The 13,838-nt window shown below is 59.7% G+C and carries 16 protein-coding genes and 1 pseudogene; 10 read left to right on the top strand and 7 right to left on the bottom strand.

Annotated elements, in window-relative coordinates; all coding sequences use genetic code 11:
* Positions 1-41: 41 nt before the first annotated feature.
* Entirely contained in the window at positions 42-461 is a 420-nt protein-coding gene (locus AB4O23_RS10375; RefSeq protein WP_017529122.1) for a YybH family protein, read from the bottom strand.
* Positions 462-605: 144 nt separating this feature from the next.
* Between AB4O23_RS10375 and AB4O23_RS10370 the strand changes: the two genes are divergently transcribed.
* Genes AB4O23_RS10370 through AB4O23_RS10360 form a run of 3 tightly spaced genes read left to right on the top strand, consistent with a single transcriptional unit; the run spans position 606 to position 2,619 of the window.
* Positions 606-1,121, top strand: a complete 516-nt coding sequence (locus AB4O23_RS10370; RefSeq protein ID WP_017529123.1) for a GNAT family N-acetyltransferase — start codon at positions 606-608, stop codon at positions 1,119-1,121.
* A 42-nt stretch (positions 1,122-1,163) separates the two neighbouring features.
* On the top strand, positions 1,164-1,418 hold the full coding sequence (locus AB4O23_RS10365; protein WP_017529124.1) for a helix-turn-helix domain-containing protein: 255 nt from the start codon (positions 1,164-1,166) through the stop codon (positions 1,416-1,418).
* Positions 1,411-2,619 (top strand): type II toxin-antitoxin system HipA family toxin, encoded by a 1,209-nt coding sequence (locus AB4O23_RS10360; protein ID WP_460116869.1) that lies wholly within the window; start codon positions 1,411-1,413, stop codon positions 2,617-2,619. Before AB4O23_RS10365 ends, AB4O23_RS10360 begins: the two co-directional genes overlap by 8 nt.
* Before the next feature lie 45 nt (positions 2,620-2,664).
* Here the strand turns inward: AB4O23_RS10360 and AB4O23_RS10355 are convergent, their stop codons facing one another.
* A complete protein-coding gene (locus AB4O23_RS10355; protein ID WP_017529125.1) occupies positions 2,665-3,147 on the bottom strand; it encodes a GyrI-like domain-containing protein in 483 nt (160 codons plus the stop codon).
* A gap of 195 nt (positions 3,148-3,342) precedes the next feature.
* Between AB4O23_RS10355 and alaC the strand changes: the two genes are divergently transcribed.
* Positions 3,343-4,554 carry an alanine transaminase gene (gene alaC / locus AB4O23_RS10350; protein WP_017529126.1) on the top strand — a complete coding sequence of 404 codons (1,212 nt, stop codon included), beginning with the start codon at positions 3,343-3,345 and terminating at the stop codon, positions 4,552-4,554.
* A gap of 80 nt (positions 4,555-4,634) precedes the next feature.
* Here the strand turns inward: alaC and AB4O23_RS10345 are convergent, their stop codons facing one another.
* Both AB4O23_RS10345 and AB4O23_RS10340 read right to left on the bottom strand, forming a co-directional pair.
* A complete protein-coding gene (locus AB4O23_RS10345; RefSeq protein ID WP_017529127.1) occupies positions 4,635-5,987 on the bottom strand; it encodes a GntP family permease in 1,353 nt (450 codons plus the stop codon).
* An 83-nt stretch (positions 5,988-6,070) separates the two neighbouring features.
* Positions 6,071-6,604 (bottom strand): gluconokinase, encoded by a 534-nt coding sequence (locus AB4O23_RS10340; protein ID WP_017529128.1) that lies wholly within the window; start codon positions 6,602-6,604, stop codon positions 6,071-6,073.
* Positions 6,605-6,816: 212 nt separating this feature from the next.
* Here AB4O23_RS10340 and gntR point away from each other — a divergent pair, with 212 nt between their 5' ends.
* From gntR to AB4O23_RS10320, 4 genes are all read left to right on the top strand, one after another.
* Complete coding sequence (gene gntR / locus AB4O23_RS10335; protein WP_460063924.1) at positions 6,817-7,848, top strand: HTH-type transcriptional regulator GntR; 1,032 nt, start codon at positions 6,817-6,819, stop codon at positions 7,846-7,848.
* A 314-nt stretch (positions 7,849-8,162) separates the two neighbouring features.
* A complete protein-coding gene (locus AB4O23_RS10330) occupies positions 8,163-8,393 on the top strand; it encodes a DUF6124 family protein (protein WP_017529130.1) in 231 nt (76 codons plus the stop codon).
* Positions 8,394-8,579: 186 nt separating this feature from the next.
* On the top strand, positions 8,580-9,215 hold the full coding sequence (locus AB4O23_RS10325; protein WP_017529131.1) for a glutathione S-transferase family protein: 636 nt from the start codon (positions 8,580-8,582) through the stop codon (positions 9,213-9,215).
* 161 nt (positions 9,216-9,376) lie between these two features.
* Positions 9,377-9,874, top strand: a complete 498-nt coding sequence (locus tag AB4O23_RS10320; protein ID WP_017529132.1) for a hypothetical protein — start codon at positions 9,377-9,379, stop codon at positions 9,872-9,874.
* 72 nt (positions 9,875-9,946) lie between these two features.
* On the opposite strand, the pseudogene AB4O23_RS10315 reads toward AB4O23_RS10320, so the two are convergent.
* Positions 9,947-10,817: pseudogene (locus tag AB4O23_RS10315) on the bottom strand (LysR family transcriptional regulator).
* A gap of 97 nt (positions 10,818-10,914) precedes the next feature.
* On the opposite strand from AB4O23_RS10315, the gene gstA reads away from it, so the two are divergent.
* On the top strand, positions 10,915-11,517 hold the full coding sequence (gene gstA / locus AB4O23_RS10310) for a glutathione transferase GstA (protein WP_017529134.1): 603 nt from the start codon (positions 10,915-10,917) through the stop codon (positions 11,515-11,517).
* 232 nt (positions 11,518-11,749) lie between these two features.
* Positions 11,750-12,157, top strand: coding sequence for a GNAT family N-acetyltransferase (locus tag AB4O23_RS10305; RefSeq protein WP_068937291.1), 408 nt, complete (start codon positions 11,750-11,752; stop codon positions 12,155-12,157).
* A gap of 46 nt (positions 12,158-12,203) precedes the next feature.
* On the opposite strand, the gene def is transcribed toward AB4O23_RS10305, so the two are convergent.
* On the bottom strand, positions 12,204-12,743 hold the full coding sequence (gene def / locus AB4O23_RS10300) for a peptide deformylase (protein WP_017529136.1): 540 nt from the start codon (positions 12,741-12,743) through the stop codon (positions 12,204-12,206).
* Positions 12,740-13,690 carry a YihY/virulence factor BrkB family protein gene (locus AB4O23_RS10295; RefSeq protein WP_017529137.1) on the bottom strand — a complete coding sequence of 317 codons (951 nt, stop codon included), beginning with the start codon at positions 13,688-13,690 and terminating at the stop codon, positions 12,740-12,742. Before AB4O23_RS10295 ends, def begins: the two co-directional genes overlap by 4 nt.
* Positions 13,691-13,838 lie beyond the last annotated feature (148 nt).

Here is a 13,838-nt window from a genome sequence, read left to right as displayed (position 1 = left end):
GCGTTCTCCGTTTTCGGACTATTGACTATAGTTCGCGACGCTCAAGGTTTCAGGTCGAACAGCGCGGTGCCTGTGGCCATATCGAACGGGGCCGACCAATGCTCATGCACCACTTTCCATTCGCCGTTGAATCGCTGATAACCGGCGGTGACGCGCATCCAGCAGGCCTTTACCTCGCCATCCGGCCCGGCGCCGCCGCAATGGGCCAGCCAGTGGGCAAAGGCGCTGTCCTGGGCCTGCACGATGCGCAGTTCGTGGAACTCGAAAATACCGGGGCCAGGGCAGTGCTCCATGCACGCCTTCCAGTGTTCGCGGTAAGCGGCCTTGCCCTTGAATTGCAGGGCGCTAACGGCGTCGAACGAGACGATATCGTCGGCGTAATAGCTGACAATTTTGTCGATATCACGGGCCAGTACGGCGTGTTTCCAGTGTTCGATCAGGGTGTTGATTGCAGTGCTCATGGTGTTGACTCCTGGGATGGAAAATCATGGAAGACACCCTTAGTCGAACGCGCCGTGGGCCAATCGACAGACCGTTGAAAAATAATTTCAACCCCGCCAAACCCGATAGACTGCGGCCTTACTTGCAGCCGTTCGGACACCCCGATGCACACCCGCCTGGTCGATTACGCCGCGCTGACAGCCACACAGCAACAGCACGTCAGCGCCATCGAAGTGCATCCCGAGCAGTTACCGTTTTGCGGCGACATGTATTGCGCGCTCAATAGCCTGTTGGCTAAACCCAGCCCCGGCGTCAAAGGCTTTGCGCTGCTGGCCGATGATTTCCCCGTGGCCTTCCTGTTGCTCAAGCGCCCGCCGTGCCTGCCGCACTGGGCCGACGAACACAGCGCCACGCTGCATGCCTTGCAGGTGGATCGCCGGCAACAGGGCCGTGGGTTCGGCAAGGCGTGCCTGCAGGCATTGCCGGCGGCGGCGCTTGAGGCGTGGCCGCAGATCAAGGCGTTGGAGTTGTCGGTGGATACCGACAATGTGGCGGCGATGGGCTTGTATCTGGGGCTCGGATGGGTGGACAGCGGCGAGGCCTATAAAGGGCGGGTGGGCTACGAGCGCAGGTTGAGGTGGGTGTTTGGTCGGGCCACCGTTGACACTGCCGAAATGTAACGTATATATGACTTCACCTTTCAAAAGTAACGAATACGTAACATGGACGCCTCGGTTATTACCCAACGACTCGGTCATCAAATCCGCGCCATGCGCCTCAATCGGGGCTATAAACAGGCCGACCTGGCGAAGCTTGCGGGCATTACCCGGCAGAAACTGATTGAAATTGAACAAGGAAGCCTCTCGGTTTCCATGAATGCTTACGCCCGGGTGATGGCGGCCTTGGGCAGCGAGGTCAAATTGGTACCCGTGACCCTGCCGACGCTGGAGGAGTTAGAGGATTTGTTCGATGAATAGCCCAACGCTCCATGTGCGTACCCCTCAAGGAGACAGCGGTAGTGTGTTGCTCAGTGCTGACGACTATCTGTTTCGATACAGCGACTCAGCAAAGGCACAAAGCGCAGTAAGCCTGTCTATGCCTGTTCGAACGCAGGAGTACCGTCGCAGAGAGCTTCATCCCATTTTCCAGATGAACCTGCCGGAAGGCTACGTTCTGGAGCAATTGCGCAATCGCCTCGCCAAAATGATGAAGGTCGACCCCATGCTGTTACTGGCATTGTCAGGCAGCAGTGCGCCGATTGGCCGAGTGTTCGTATCCTCCGAGCAAGTGAACGGATTACTCCAACGCAACAGCCCCTCTACCACAGGCGAGAACCTGGACGAGATTCTCGCCTGGGACGGTGCGCAAGATTTGTTCGCCGACTTGATGGATCGCTACATTTTGCGGGCAGGCATTTCTGGTGTGCAGCCCAAAGTACTGGTGCCGGAAAAACCACAGACACCCGAGCAGAAATTCACCTCGAAAACAGACGATCTGATTATCAAGAGCGGGCGCGAGGAGTTTCCGGGGTTGGCTATCAATGAGTACCTGTGCATGTCCATTGCACGGGATGCAGGCCTTCCCGTGCCGCCGTTTTACCTGTCGAAGAACCATAAACTGTTCGTCATGCGACGCTTTGACCGAGACGAGCAGCTCAACCCGTTGGGCTTTGAAGATATGACCACCCTGATGGACCTGTCTGCCGAGCAAAAATACAGCAAGAGCTACGCCGCCATCGCGAAGGCCGTGCGCGTTTTCTGCGCCCCGGCACATCAACGCAGCTCACTCGATCAATTGTTCGATAGCGTGGCGCTGAGCTGCATCGTGGGTAATGGCGATGCACATCTGAAAAACTTCGGCGTGCTCTACAGCGATCCAGTGCAGTTGGATACGCGACTGGCACCTGCCTACGATATTGTAAACACCACGGCCTACATCCCCGAGGATGCACTGGCGTTGGACCTGAGCGGAAATAAATCAATGTTCGCCTCGCGCCTTGGCATCCTCGAATTCGCCAAAACCTGCGAAGTCGAGAATCCTGAAACACGCATCCAGGCGTTGCTCCAGACGCTTGAAGTCGTGCTCAAGCGCGAAGACGATTACTGCCGGTCAGCGCCTGAAGTGGCGAAAGCCATACGGCAATCCGCTGAGGTTTACCAACGCAGCTTTGGTGGCTGAGGTGCCTCTGCAGGCGCCGGCAAGCCGGCACCCGCATGATTGCAGTCAGCCGCGCTCTCCAACCGGTAACCAGATCTCCACTGTGCCCGTGCCTTTGCGCGCATCAAAATCGGCGCTGTAGCGCTCGAAATCCGCGCCCATCACCTTGTAGCCCGAGTGCGGCAGCCACTCGAACATGATGCGCTCGTAGGTCTGTTCCAACGCCTGCACCGGGCCGTGATGCGGGAACACGGCATAGTTGAGCGGTGGAATTTCGATCACTTCAAAGTTGCTCGGCACCGCGCTTTTAGCCGGGACTTCCACGCCGGCCATGTAATCGAATTCGCCATGGTGGGGGTTATGGCAAACCCCATAGGTCACACCGCCGACACGCTTTTTGATGTCTTTGACGCAGGTGTCGAACAACTCCCACAACCTGGGTATATCGCCGACGGTGGCCTTCGAATAACGCCCTTGTACCCCGGCGATCACCAGCGCCTTGCCTGCTTCCATGCGTGGCTCCAGCGGTTGTCTTGTCTGCTGATCCATACGAACAGTCTCCTTCTTATGAGGGAACAAACCCGCATCGAGTATAGGGGCATTTTCACGCAGCGCTTCAACCGGAAAATTTTCCTACGCATCTAGACAACTGGCCATCACGGACCGTATTGTCTGCCCCGCAGGCCACCGCAGTGGCCGACGTCGCTCGGACGGTTCCGGGCGCTTACGTACTTCGAGGCAACAATGGCCGAACAAGGTTCGCCGCGCCGCTTTGCGCGCATCGATCGACTCCCCCCTTACGTATTCAACATCACTGCCGAGCTGAAGATGGCTGCGCGTCGGCGCGGCGAAGACATCATCGACTTGAGCATGGGTAACCCCGACGGCGCCACGCCGCCGCACATCGTCGAAAAACTCGTGCAAGTGGCCCAGCGTGAAGACACCCACGGCTACTCCACCTCCAAAGGTATTCCGCGGCTGCGCCGGGCGATTTCGCGCTGGTACAAAGACCGCTATGAAGTGGACATCGACCCCGAGTCGGAAGCCATTGTGACCATTGGTTCAAAAGAAGGCCTGGCGCACTTGATGCTGGCCACGCTGGACCAGGGCGACACTGTGCTGGTGCCCAACCCGAGCTACCCGATTCACATCTACGGCGCGGTGATTGCCGGCGCCCAAGTGCGCTCGGTGCCGCTGGTGCCCGGCGTGGACTTCTTCGACGAGCTGGAGCGGGCGATTCGCGGCTCGATCCCCAAGCCGAAGATGATGATTCTCGGCTTCCCGTCCAACCCCACCGCGCAGTGCGTGGAGCTGGATTTCTTTGAACGGGTGATTGCGCTGGCCAAGCAATACGACGTGCTGGTGATCCACGACCTGGCCTACGCCGATATCGTCTACGACGGCTGGAAAGCCCCGTCGATCATGCAGGTGCCGGGCGCCAAGGACGTTGCGGTGGAGTTTTTCACCCTGTCCAAGAGCTACAACATGGCCGGCTGGCGCATCGGCTTTATGGTGGGCAACCCGGAACTGGTCAACGCCCTGGCCCGCATCAAGAGTTACCACGACTACGGCACCTTCACCCCGCTGCAGGTGGCGGCGATTGCGGCATTGGAAGGCGACCAGCAATGCGTGAAAGACATCGCCGAGCAATACCGCCAGCGCCGCAATGTGCTGGTCAAGGGCCTGCATGAGCTGGGTTGGATGGTCGAGAACCCGAAGGCGTCGATGTACGTCTGGGCCAAGATCCCCGAACAGTACGCCGCCATGGGCTCGCTGGAATTTGCCAAGAAGCTGCTGCTGGAGGCCAAGGTGTGCGTGTCACCGGGCATCGGCTTTGGTGAGTATGGGGATGATCATGTGCGCTTTGCGCTGATCGAGAACCAAGACCGGATTCGCCAGGCGGTACGCGGGATTCGCGGGATGTTCAGGGCGGATGGGCTAGTCGCTAAAGCCTGAATCTGACTCGGTCAAAATGTGGGAGCAAGCCCCCTCCCACATTTTAATTGGGTTATCAGCCCGGTTTCATTGGGTGTCTGTTAGACCACCAACGACAGCAGCATGATGAAGATCAGTGCCACGATGGACAGGATGGTCTCCATCGCCGTCCAGGTCTTGAAGGTTTCTGCCACGGTCATGTTGAAGTACTGCTTCACCAGCCAGAATCCCGCATCGTTGACGTGAGACAAGATCAACGAGCCCGCCCCCGTCGCCAACACCAGCAATTCGCGGTTAACCCCTGGGATCATTCCTACCACCGGCACCACGATGCCCGCGCCAGTGATGGTCGCCACGGTCGCGGAACCGGTGGCCACGCGGATCACCGCCGCCACCAGCCACGCCAGCAGAATCGGGTTGATCTGCGCGTTCACCGCCATATGGCCGATCACGTCACCCACGCCGCTGGTCACCAGCATCTGCTTGAAGCCACCACCGGCACCGATGATCAGGATGATCGCGGCGGTGGGCGCCAGGCTTGCGTCGAGCAGCTTGAGGATCTGCTTGGCGTGGATGCCCTGGCGAGTGCCGAAGGTATACAGCGACAGCAGCAGCGCCAGCAGCAAGGCGGTGATCGGGTGACCGATCATGTCCATCCAGTTGCGCACTACGTTGCCTTCGGCAAACGCGATGTCGGCGAAGGTTTTGAGCAGCATCAGGAACACCGGCAACAGCACGGTGACCAGGGTGATGCCGAAGCTTGGCAGCGACTTGTTATCGGTCTCGCGGGCCAGTTGGTCGACCAGCTCCTGGGACGGGTTGCCGGGGATGTACTTGGCGATGAACGTACCGAAGATCGGGCCGGCAATGATGGCAGTCGGCAGGGCGACGATCAGGCCGTACAGGATGGTCTTGCCGATGTCCGCGCCAAACACGCCGATGGCCAGCAGCGGGCCCGGATGCGGTGGCACCAGGCCGTGCACCGCCGACAGGCCGGCCAGCAGCGGGATGCCGATCTTGATCAACGACACGCCGGTGCGGCGCGCAACAATAAACACCAGCGGGATCAGCAGTACAAAACCGATCTCGAAGAACAGCGGGATGCCCACCAGGAAGGCGGCAAACATCATGGCCCACTGGACCTTGTCCTTGCCGAAAGCGCGGATCAGGGTCTGGGCGATCTGATCGGCGCCGCCGGATTCGGCCATCATCTTGCCGAGCATGGTGCCCAGCGCGAGGATGATGCCGACAAAGCCGAGCACCCCGCCAAAACCGTCCTGGAACGCCTTGATGATCTTGTCCACGGGCATGCCCGAGGTCAGGCCGAGGAAGCCGGCCGCGATGATCAACGCAATAAAGGGGTGAACCTTGAACTTGGTGATCAGAACGATCAACCCGATGATGGTGACGACTGCATCTAGCAGCAGGTACGACTCGTGGGACATGCCAAACATGGGGGTCTCTCCTGTTTGTTGTTGTTATTAAAGCGGGTGTTGAATTTCCTGCCGGGGATAGCGCTATCTTTTCCGGCAAAAAATTAATCAGTTCGTTCAAAACCGTGCAGAAGCCACCAGGCGTTGGTTTGCTCGGCCAGGGCCTCAACGCTGTCTTCGCTGGCGTTGAGGGCCAGGGTCAGCGGCTCGCCTTTGGGCGATTCAAGGGTGGCGAACTGGCTGTCTATGAGGCTTGCCGGCATGAAATGGCCGGGGCGATGGGACACGCGGTCCGAGGCCACTTCACGGGTCAGTTCCAAAAAGACGAAACCCAGGCCCGGCGCGGCTTCACGCAGGTGGTCGCGGTATTTCTTCTTCAGGGCTGAACAGGTGAGCACCGGGTGTTCACCGGCTTTAAGAGAGCGGCGCAGTTCATCGCAGAGGATGTCGAGCCAGCCGGCGCGGTCGTCGTCGTCGAGGGGGTGGCCTGCGCTCATCTTTTCGATGTTGGCGGCGGGGTGAAAGCTGTCGCCTTCAATGGCAGTGGCGCCGTTCAGCCGGCACAGGGCCTCGCTGACACTGGTCTTGCCGCAGCCGGCGACGCCCATGATGACCAGGGCGGTAACAGGTTGACTCATGAAACACCTCAAGACGCAGATAGCGCTACCTTTGCACGCCTTGAGGCGAGTGCAAAAACAGGCTTTTCCCGCGCCGTCTTGTCATTTTTATGGAGTGACGCGTGCATCCGCTCCAATCATTTGAACCGGATCAGGCAACCCAGAGTTCAATAATTTGCAGCCATTTGGAGACAGCGCTACCTTAGTGCCTCGATTTTTGTTTGGCAAGCCGCCTGATGACCTCCAAGAACGATAAAAATACGCGCACCACGGGTCGCCCGACCCTTAACGAAGTCGCCCGCCTGGCCGGCGTCAGCCCGATTACCGCTTCCCGCGCCTTGCGTGGCATCAGCACCGTGGCCGTTGAGCTGGTCGAAAAAGTGCAGCACGCCGCCGCCGAACTCAACTACGTGGTCAACCCCGCCGCCCGCGCCCTGGCCTCGACCCAGAGCCATTCGGTGGTGGTATTGGTGCCGTCGTTGTCCAACCTGCTGTTCATCGAAACCCTCGAAGCCATTCACCAGGTGCTGCGGCCCAAGGGCTTCGAAGTGCTGATCGGCAACTCCCACTATTCGCGCGATGAAGAAGAAAACCTGCTGCGCAACTACATGGCCTACCAGCCTCGGGGTTTGCTGCTGACGGGGTTCGATCGCACCGAAAGCGCCCGACGGATGGTCGAGGCCAGTAACGTGCCCTGCGTATACATGATGGACCTGGACCCGAATGCGGGCGTGAACTGCGTGGGCTTCTCGCAACTGGCCGCGGGCGAAACAGCGGCGGCGCATTTATTGTCCCGTGGGCGCAAACGCCTGGCCTATATCGGCGCCCAGTTGGACCAACGCACCCTGCTGCGCGGCGAAGGGTTCCGCCGGGCATTGCAACAGGCGGGCAAGTACGACCCGGCGTTGGAACTGCTCACGCCGCGCCCGTCTTCCGTGGGCCTGGGCGGTGAGTTGTTTTTGCAACTGCTGGCCGCGCATCCGGATGTGGATGCGGTCTTCTTCGGCAACGACGACCTGGCCCATGGCGCCCTGCTGGAAGCGATGCGCCATGGTATTAAAGTGCCGGAGCGCGTGGCGGTGCTGGGCTTCAACGACTTGCCCGCGTCGGCGTTCATGGTGCCGCGCTTGAGCAGCATCAGCACGCCACGGGAAGCCATTGGCCGGCGCGCGGCGGAACATTTGTTGACGATCATGGCGGGTAACAAGATCGCCAAACCGGTGGTGGATATGGGGTTTGAGTTGCAGGTACGGGAAAGCACGTAAGACGCCTGTAAGACGGGGCTGACATCGCGGTAAGCCCCTTGCCCGGTTGCCTACGCTTACGTCAGAATCCGCCGGCTTGTGTGCCTGGGAGGTGGTCTTTAAGGTTGGCCGGTCGCTGAATTTTTCGGTGATCGGGTTTAGTAGCCCGACTATTGGTCACTCTTAGTGCATGAGCCTTTTCTGTTTTATGGCGGCTGTGCGTAGGGCATCTTCGGGTGCGCCGGCTTTGAGTGTCCACCGGTCTACTAACCTGCGTACAGCTGCCACCCTCGTTGAGTAGCGATGAGGTATCAGCCACATCAGGTACGTCAACAATGCAAAGCATCCCCACGCATACGCTCTTCACTGTCACTCCTGGTTCCTCCACCGAAACCCTGCTGATCAACAGCTACGAAACCGTGTCTGCCGTGAGCACCTTGTTGCTCGACCTGTCCAATGACCTCAGTGGTAAACAGCGTGATGTGGCATTGGCCATTCATCAACTGAGCGAGCTGTCCGTCTTGCTGGTGGGCAAAGCCATGGACCAACATACTCCGCGCTGTTAAGACCTTTACTCGGTCAAAATGTGGGAGGGGGCTTGCTCCCGATGACGGCGTGTCAGCCAAGTATTCATTAGCTGGACCACTGCTATCGGGAGCAAGCCCCCTTGTTTTACCGTGCCCGCTTGGGCATCTCGCCGTAGCGTGCAGGCCCTGCTAGATTGTCTCCCTCTCCACTGCCAGGGAATCACCATGGGACACTCACTGAAAATCCTCGGCCGCACCTCTTCCATCAATGTGCGCAAAGTACTCTGGACCTGCCACGAACTGGGCATCGACTACGCGCACGAGGACAACTGGGGCATCGGCTTCAAACCCACCCAATCCGCCGAATTCCTCGCCCTCAACCCCAACGCGCAAATACCGGTGCTGATCGACGACCATGGCGTGCTGTGGGAATCCAACACCATCTGCCGCTACCTCGTCAGCCTCTATCAGCGCCACGACCTGTTGCCCGCCGAACCCGCGCCACGGGCGCGGGTGGAGCAATGGATGGACTGGCAGGCCACCGAACTCAATCCGTCTTGGGGTTACGCTTTCCATGCCTTGGTGCGCCAGCACCCCGACTATCAGGACCCGGAGCGTATCAAGGCCGGTGTAAAGGCCTGGAACGACAAGATGGGTCTGCTGGAGCAGCAGCTCGCGAAAACAAAGGCCTACGTCGCCGGTGAAGAGTTCACCCTGGCCGACATCCTCATCGGCCTTTCGGTGCACCGTTGGCGCATGACACTCCCGGAGCATCCGCCCTACCCCGCCATCGCGGCCTACTACGAACGCCTCAGGCAACATCAGGGCTTCAAGAACTTCGCCCTCGACGGTCACAACTAGAATCGGCAAGACGTTTTCCCGAGTCGGACGGCAACGCCTGGCCGCTGGCGGCACAAGTCTTGCCGCAGCGGCCATGCCATCCCCAACAAACACGGGGCTTTGATGCCCGGCACGCTATTTGCTCCAGCGGTTGCACCGTACATTTTCCCAGGTGACCGATCATGCTGGTTAACAACAACACCCAAGCCCTGTCGACCGTGCAACAGATCAAGCGGCCCGACATGGACCCCGCCAACGCCGCCGCCAGCGCGCTGTACAGCGGTGCCCTGCAAGCGGTGCAACAAAGCGTGACCGTGCCTGCCGCGCAGAAGGAACTGGACAAGGCGACCGATCGTATCGATGAAGCCTTCGCCAAGACCCGCGTGCAGTTACAGGCCAGCGCAGCAACCAGCGATGTGCCGTCGACCACGGCAGCTTCGGGCGCGCGCGCCGAGTTCACCGACTACATGAGCAAATCCCCGGCCGAGCGGATTCGTGAGCAGTTGCTCAAGGAGCAAGGCTTGACCGAGGCGGATGTGCAGACCATGTCGCAGGAAAAACAGGACGCTATTTCCAAGCAAGTGGCCGAGCGCCTCAAGCAGCAGCAAGAGCAGCAGGTAGCGGCGAAAACGGCAGACCCGCAGGCCCGGACAGTGAAAGAAACCCTGGCGGCAATCTAGGCCGCGCCGCTGGCCTGACGCGTGTGGTTTGAGCGGGCGATCAAAACGATGACAGGGGTTTGCGCAAGGCTGCTATTGAGCCAGCATTTGCAACAAGGCGCTGGCACTGGAAGACAGCGGGCGTCGTGGAGTTGCCACCAGCGCAAATTCACGATGCACCGGCACCTTCAACGGCATGACGCGCAAGCCTCGGCGCTCGACGGGCAAGGTCATTTCCGGCACCAGGGTCACGCCCACTCCTTCACGCACCAGGCTGAAGGCGCTGCTCCATTCGCGCACTTGCACGCGGATATCGCCCAGCGCCAGCCCGGCCTCGGCGCCAAGGCTGCGGGCATTGGCGGTGCAGCCGCCGGTGGCGAGTACAAAGGGTTGTTGAAGTAATTCTTCCAGCGACACGCTGGCCTCAGAGGGGCGCTGTGCCAGTGCATGGTCCGCGGGCAATACTGCCAGCCACAGGTCACGCCCCAGCAATGTGGCATTGCGCTCAGGCTGGGGGTTGAGCACCACGCCCAAGTCAATCAGGCCGGCCTCCGAGCAAGGTGTCCACTTCGCTGTCGGTCACTTCAAGGGGAGTGACCTCGATACCTGGATACAACTGGGCGAAACGCTGCAACTGCGGCGTTAGAAACTTAGCCAGCACACTCGGGAAACTGGCGATACGAATGCTCCCACGCAGCATCGGCCGGGCATGATCCACAGTGCGGCGAATCGTCTGCAAGGCGCCCAGCATCACCCGCGCCTGTTCGATCACGCTCAATCCCAGGGCAGTGGGCAAGGTGTTGCGCGGGGCTCGGGTGAACAGTTGCGCGCCCAGGGCCGCCTCCATGCCGGCCATGGCCTGGCTGGCGGCGGATTGGGTCATGCCCACGCGCTCGGCGGCGGCGGTGATGCTGCCGTGGTCGGCCACGGCCACCAGAAGGCGCCAGTGCATCAGATTCATCATGGCAGTCGCTGTCCTTATGGCAGGGCGCTGAAGGTTTAATTTTACCCACGGTGGCATGCCCGCGAGACTGGCGCAAATTCTGCGGAGCCGCCCCCTGATGAAACTGTACTTTTCTCCAAACGCCTGCTCCCTCGCCCCGCATATCGTGCTGCGCGAATTGGCGCTGCCCTTTGACCTGGTGCGAGTCGACAACCAGGCAAAAACCACCGCCGATGGCGAAGATTTCTTGCAGATCAATCCCAAGGGTTATGTGGCGGCGCTGCAACTGGACAATGGTCAGGTGCTGACCGAAGCCAGCGCCATCCTGCAATACCTCGCCGACCTCAAACCCGACGCTGAGTTGGCCCCGGCCAATGGCAGCTGGGAGCGCGTGCGCTTGCAGGAATGGCTGAACTTCATTGCCAGCGAAGTGCATGGCGGGTTAGCGGTGTTCTTCAACAGCGCGATCCAAGGTGACATCAAGGCGATGTTCATGGCCACGCTATTCAAGCGCTTTGCGATTCTGGTACAGACGCTGGAGCGGCAGGACTACTTGATGGGTTCACAGTTTTCGGTAGCGGATGTGTATTTGTTCGTGGTGCTGCGCTGGGCCGACATTCACGCGATCAATCTGCGCGAGTGGCCGGCGCTGGCAGCGTTTCAACAACGGGTAAGTGCACGGCCAACGGTGATTGCCGCGTTGGCCGCTGAAAACCGCTGAAGCTAAGGTGATCAGTGCCCGAACAGCCCGGTTTCGGTCTTCTTGGCTTTTTTGTCGGCACGTTTTTCATCGGCGGTCTTTGCCGGTTTTTTCTTCGAGGCTTTCTTTGAATCCATACCTTTGGCCATGCTGCGTACTCCACTGTAAGGGGATGCAGCATTGGGTATACCACCTATTACCCGGCAGAAGGCGCTTATAATCGCCGGCTCTTCATAACGCGTGCTTGAACACCATGCCCGAGTTGCCCATTGATCTGCTGGCAGAGCCCCTGTGGCCGCTGCTGAACAAGTTTTATCGCCGCCATGACTCTTCGATGAAAGCCCTCAAGGGTGGACGACTATGGGTTGTGCGGGATACAGAAATTGTGGCCGGGCTGTGCCTGAGCCCCGTGGTGGGTGGGCAGTGGCTGACGGGGATGTTCGTCGACCCGGCCTATCGCGGCCAGGGGCTGGCGACGCGGTTGATTCAACAGGCGGTCGCCGGGGTGGACGGCACGGTGTGGCTGCTGTGCCATCCGGATCTGGAAGGCTTGTATCAGCGCATGGGGTTTTCCCAGGACACCGTGCTGCCGCAGTCGCTAAGTGAGCGGTTGGTGCGCTACAAGCGTAATAAGCCAATGATTGCGATGGGTTTGCAATAACCAGGGTAGCGAGGCAAGCCCTCCACCCGTTTGATCGGTGTGGACGTTATTCGTCGGCCGTCGGATCCATGTCCGGGAACATCACCTCGATAAATCCGAACTTGCTGAAATCGGTAATCCGCGACGGGTACAACCGACCGATCAGGTGATCGCATTCATGCTGCACCACCCGCGCATGGAAACCGTCGGCAAAACGCACAATCGGCTCGCCCTTCGGGTCAAACCCCTCATAGCGAATCTGCTGGTAACGGTTCACCGCGCCGCGTAACCCCGGCACGGAAAGGCAGCCTTCATAGCCCTCTTCCAACACCGGGCTGAGCGGCGTGATCAGCGGGTTGATCAGGATGGTCTGCGGTACCGGCGGTGCATCCGGGTAACGTTCGCTGGCTTCGAAGCCAAAGATCACCAATTGCAGGTCCACGCCGATCTGCGGCGCGGCCAGGCCTACGCCACCGACATGCTCCATGGTCTGGAACATGTCGTCGATCAATTGCCACAGCTCGGGGCTGTCGAACATTTCCGGCGGAACCGCAGGGGCGATGCGCAGCAGGCGTTCGTCGCCCATTTTCAGGATGTCACGGATCATTGATCAGGCTCGACGGGGGTGGGTTTGGAGTGGTCCCGGCCGAGACCGGAGACATGCTGTTTTTCTTGCGCGGGCTCATCGATCCCCTTCGCGCCGGGCGCCTTGCCTTCGGCCGACATGTGCTCGATCACTGCATTCATCTCGGCACCGAGCAGCAGCACGGCGGCCGAAATGTAGAAGTACAGCAGCAGCACAATGATCGCGCCGATACTGCCATACATGGCGTTGTAGTCGGCAAAGGTTTTGACGTAATAACCAAAGCCCAGCGACGCGACGATCCACACCACCACCGCCAACACCGAGCCTGGGGTGATAAAGCGGAATTGCTGCTCCACATCGGGCATCACGTAGTACATGAGGGCCACGGCGAACATCAGCAGAATCACGATCAGCGGCCAGCGCACGATGGTCCACAGGGTAACCACGAACTCCTGCATGCCGATCTGCCCGGCCAGCCACTCCATCACCTGCGGGCCGAGCACCATCAGCGCGGCGGCGGCCAGCAGCATGCCGGCGATGCCGACGGTGTAGAAAATCGACAGCGGGAAACGCTTCCAGATCGGCCGGCCTTCCACCACATCGTAGGCGGCGTTCATCGCGCTCATCATCAGGCGCACGCCGGCTGAAGCGGTCCACAACGCAATCACGATACCCACCGAAAGCAGGCCGCCCTTGGACTGTTGCAACTGGTCGATCACCGGGTTGACCTGCTCCAGGGCCTGGGGCGGCAATACCAGCTCCGACTGCAGGCGCAGCCAACTGAAAAAGTCCGGCAAGTGCAGGAAACCGATCAGGGCAATCAGGAACAGCAGGAAGGGAAACAGCGAAAACAGCATCTGGTAGGCCAGTGCCGAAGCGTAGGTGGACATCTCGTCATCGACGAATTCCTTGACGGTGCGCGCCAGAACCTTGTGCAGCTTGAGACCATCGAGAACCGGAAAGATCATAGCGTCTCCTTTCGCCGCAAAGAGGGTGAGGTCGTGGGCGACTCAGGGGCCGTTTTCTACATCAAAGTAGCCCATTTGGCGACTTTGAAACAATTTCGAAAGTTTAGTTGCAGTAACCGATACAAAAACGGCCATCCGTGGATGGCCG

This window comes from Pseudomonas sp. H2_A10 (assembly GCF_054680085.1).
The sequence above is the reverse complement of the archived record's forward strand: the minus strand, read 5'-3'. Positions and strand labels throughout refer to the sequence as shown.

Coding starts and splice junctions, on each gene's coding strand:
- AB4O23_RS10375 (WP_017529122.1), bottom strand. CDS start 461: ATGAGCACTGCAATCAACACCCTGATCGAACACTGGAAACACGCCGTA.
- AB4O23_RS10370 (WP_017529123.1), top strand. CDS start 606: ATGCACACCCGCCTGGTCGATTACGCCGCGCTGACAGCCACACAGCAA.
- AB4O23_RS10365 (WP_017529124.1), top strand. CDS start 1,164: ATGGACGCCTCGGTTATTACCCAACGACTCGGTCATCAAATCCGCGCC.
- AB4O23_RS10360 (WP_460116869.1), top strand. CDS start 1,411: ATGAATAGCCCAACGCTCCATGTGCGTACCCCTCAAGGAGACAGCGGT.
- AB4O23_RS10355 (WP_017529125.1), bottom strand. CDS start 3,147: ATGGATCAGCAGACAAGACAACCGCTGGAGCCACGCATGGAAGCAGGC.
- alaC (WP_017529126.1), top strand. CDS start 3,343: ATGGCCGAACAAGGTTCGCCGCGCCGCTTTGCGCGCATCGATCGACTC.
- AB4O23_RS10345 (WP_017529127.1), bottom strand. CDS start 5,987: ATGTTTGGCATGTCCCACGAGTCGTACCTGCTGCTAGATGCAGTCGTC.
- AB4O23_RS10340 (WP_017529128.1), bottom strand. CDS start 6,604: ATGAGTCAACCTGTTACCGCCCTGGTCATCATGGGCGTCGCCGGCTGC.
- AB4O23_RS10330 (WP_017529130.1), top strand. CDS start 8,163: ATGCAAAGCATCCCCACGCATACGCTCTTCACTGTCACTCCTGGTTCC.
- AB4O23_RS10325 (WP_017529131.1), top strand. CDS start 8,580: ATGGGACACTCACTGAAAATCCTCGGCCGCACCTCTTCCATCAATGTG.
- AB4O23_RS10320 (WP_017529132.1), top strand. CDS start 9,377: ATGCTGGTTAACAACAACACCCAAGCCCTGTCGACCGTGCAACAGATC.
- gstA (WP_017529134.1), top strand. CDS start 10,915: ATGAAACTGTACTTTTCTCCAAACGCCTGCTCCCTCGCCCCGCATATC.
- AB4O23_RS10305 (WP_068937291.1), top strand. CDS start 11,750: ATGCCCGAGTTGCCCATTGATCTGCTGGCAGAGCCCCTGTGGCCGCTG.
- def (WP_017529136.1), bottom strand. CDS start 12,743: ATGATCCGTGACATCCTGAAAATGGGCGACGAACGCCTGCTGCGCATC.
- AB4O23_RS10295 (WP_017529137.1), bottom strand. CDS start 13,690: ATGATCTTTCCGGTTCTCGATGGTCTCAAGCTGCACAAGGTTCTGGCG.